Origin of the sequence: Nguyenibacter vanlangensis, from assembly GCF_013376155.1 — a bacterium.
Classification (GTDB): Bacteria; Pseudomonadota; Alphaproteobacteria; order Acetobacterales; family Acetobacteraceae; genus Gluconacetobacter; species Gluconacetobacter vanlangensis.
Map to the genome: position 1 here is coordinate 1 of NZ_JABXXP010000388.1, position 2,809 is coordinate 2,809.

General features: G+C 66.6%; 3 protein-coding genes. All 3 read right to left on the reverse strand.

The window, feature by feature from the left end:
- Window positions 1-205: 205 nt before the first annotated feature.
- Entirely contained in the window at window positions 206-781 is a 576-nt protein-coding gene (locus HUK84_RS14300; protein WP_176640889.1) for a DJ-1/PfpI family protein, read from the reverse strand.
- A gap of 56 nt (window positions 782-837) precedes the next feature.
- Window positions 838-1,386 carry a molybdenum cofactor biosynthesis protein B gene (gene moaB, locus HUK84_RS14305; RefSeq protein WP_176640890.1) on the reverse strand — a complete coding sequence of 183 codons (549 nt, stop codon included), beginning with the start codon at window positions 1,384-1,386 and terminating at the stop codon, window positions 838-840.
- Between the two features lie 82 nt (window positions 1,387-1,468).
- Window positions 1,469-2,809 (reverse strand): carbohydrate porin (locus tag HUK84_RS14310; protein WP_246285697.1); only part of this gene is annotated, 1,341 nt, incomplete at its 5' end.

A 2,809-nucleotide genomic window follows, 5' to 3' on the forward strand; every position in this document is an offset into this window, starting at 1 on the left:
CGGCGGTGCCGGTCGCCACAGTGACGGCCAGGGCCGCACGGGCCAGCAGGTGACGGGTGGTGCGCAAGACGGAATTCTCCCTTGTCAACGGGCGATCGCCGCACGACAGGCGCGGCGCCCAGGTGCGTAATGATGCACACCTGTCCGCCCCTGCCAATGTCACCCGCCCCAATGACACGCCCGCGCCGAAGCCGGGCCGGCGACGTTACAGGGAAATGCGCACCCCAAGCGCGGCGATGAACTGCGCCAGCCAGCTCGGATGGGCCGGCCAGGCCGGCGCCGTGACAAGCATGCCGTCGGTGACGGCCTGGTCGACGGCGATGTCGGCATAGATGGCGCCCGCCAGTTCGATGTCCGGACGGCAGGCCGGATAGGCCGAGACGGTGCGCCCCTCGATGATCCGGGCCGCGGCCAGCAATTGCCCGCCATGGCAGATGGCGGCGATGGGCCGGTCGACGAAGGCGCGGACCAGGGCGATGACCTGCGGATCGAGACGCAGATATTCCGGCGCGCGACCGCCCGGAATGACCAGCCCGGCATAATCGGCGGCATTGACGCGGTCGAAATCCGCCGTCAGGACAAAGCGATGGCCGGGCTTTTCGCTGTAGGTCTGCGCGCCTTCGAAATCATGGATCGCGGTCAGGACATAGTCCCCGGCCCGCTTGCCGGGGCAGACCGCGTCGACGGCAAAGCCCAGCATCGACAATGCCTGGAACGGCACCATGATTTCGTAATCCTCGACATAATCGCCGGCCAGGATCAGCAGCTTTCTGTCGCGCATCGCATCGTCCCTCCATGAAGTGAATGGCGCGGAAGTGAATGGCGCGAATGGCCGCCTCAATCGTGCGAGGGCGGCAGGTGTTCGCGCAGGCGGGGCATCAATTCCACGAAATTGCAGGGACGGTGGCGGCTGTCCAACTGCCAGACCAGGATGTCGTCCCAGCCGTCCTTGACCGCGCCGGACGAGCCGGGCAGCGCGAACAGATAGGTCCCGTTGGCGACCCCGGCCGTCGCGCGCGACTGGATCGTCGAGGTGCCGATCTTCTGGTACGACAGCATGCGGAACAATTCGCCGAACCCCTCGATCGGCTTCTCGACCACGCGGGCGAAAGCCTCGGGCGTCACGTCGCGGCCGGTCACCCCGGTACCGCCGGTCGAGATGACGACATCGACCGCCGGATCGGCCACCCAGGCGGCCAGGTGCGCGGCGATGCGGTCCACGTCGTCGGGCACGATGGCGCGGTCGGCCAGATGATGGCCGGCGGCGACGATCCGCTCGGCCAGGATGGTGCCGGACGTATCGGTTTCCGGCACGCGGGTGTCCGAGACGGTCAGCACCGCGATGCGGACCGCAAGAAAGGGGCGTGTATGATCCAGACGTGACATGCCGGCATGTTCCCTGCCGCCGGCCCCGCCGTCAACCGGATCCGCCGTCAACCGGGGCCGGCGGCGGCCCCGGACCCGCCCGTCAGAAGGTCAGGCCGGTTTCCATGTCGATGATCAGCGCGTTGGCATAGCGGTTGGTTCCGCCCGGATGCCAGACATATTGCAGGCCGGGGCGCAGCGTGGCCCAAGGCGTCGGACGCCAGCCGTAATTCAGCTCGATGCCCGGCTCGTTGGACGGGCGCAGCGCCTTCTGCCCCTGCTGCTGCAGCGTCTCGGCATATTCGGCCAGTTTCGGGTTCAGCACCGCGATCTTGCCGCCGAAGCTGATCGTATCGTTCGGCCGGTCGACGAACGTGCCCTTGCGGACCAGGCCCCAGGTCGCGAAATAGGGCGTCAGCGCGGTCCGGGGATCACCCCAGACGAACGAGCCGAACAGCACGGTGCCGCGGCTGCTGCCCGGACCGTCGCGCTGGATCATCTGGTCGGCTTCCACCCAGCCGCCGAAGCGGCCGCGGACCTGGTCGGTGGGCAGGTCCAGCAGATCGACGTTCTTGGGCTGATAGCCGCCGATCTTGGTGGTCACGATCGCCACTTCGGACGTGTCCCAGTAGCCGCCGACCTTGATGTTGCCTTCGTATTCGCCGTGGTAATCGTTGCCGTGATGCCAGCCCAACTGGAAGGGCAGGTAGGTGCCGGTCGAATCCCCCAGGCCCAGCTTGAAGCCGTTATGGGTGTTCACGATCGTATTGTCGACGTTATAGATCCCGGCCGAGACCAGGTAATGGTCGTTCCCGGCGGGAAACAGCTTGATCCACGCGCCCGGATGGGCCGTGGGATAGAAGCCGTAGCCGCTGTTCATCGCGATGCCCTGCGGCATGCCGCAGATCGCGTTGGTCTGAAACTGGCAGTACAGCGACATGCCCCAATGCTGGGTCGACTGGCCGAAATCATTTTCGGTGTTGATCCAGCCCGCTTCCATCCAGACATAGGGATTGAAGTGCTTTTCCAGCGACAGGCGCGTCAGGCGCACCGTCTCGCCCGAACCGAAAATCTGCTGCACCGAATCGACCGCGCCGCCCAGAGGCCCGTTCGCCAGGCTGAGGCCCGCGCGCTCGGTGATCAGGATATGGAAGATGCCCAGGTCGTGATGGATCAGCCTGGCCAGGTCGATATCGGCGCCGATGCCGAATTCATGCGCGTAGCGCACGCCCGCATATTTGCCGCCCACCGGGTTGCCCGCCGCGTCTTCCAGGTAATGGCCCTGAAGATGCACGCCGTGATTTTCCAGGTTGGTGCGCGCGCCACCCCAGTCGCCCGTCATGGTGCTGCCGCGGATCCAGTCGTCATAGCTGGCCGGAAAGAAGCCGCCCTGTCCGGACGAAGCGGCGGTGGCGCCCGCCGGGGCGGGCTGCGCCGGCGTCAC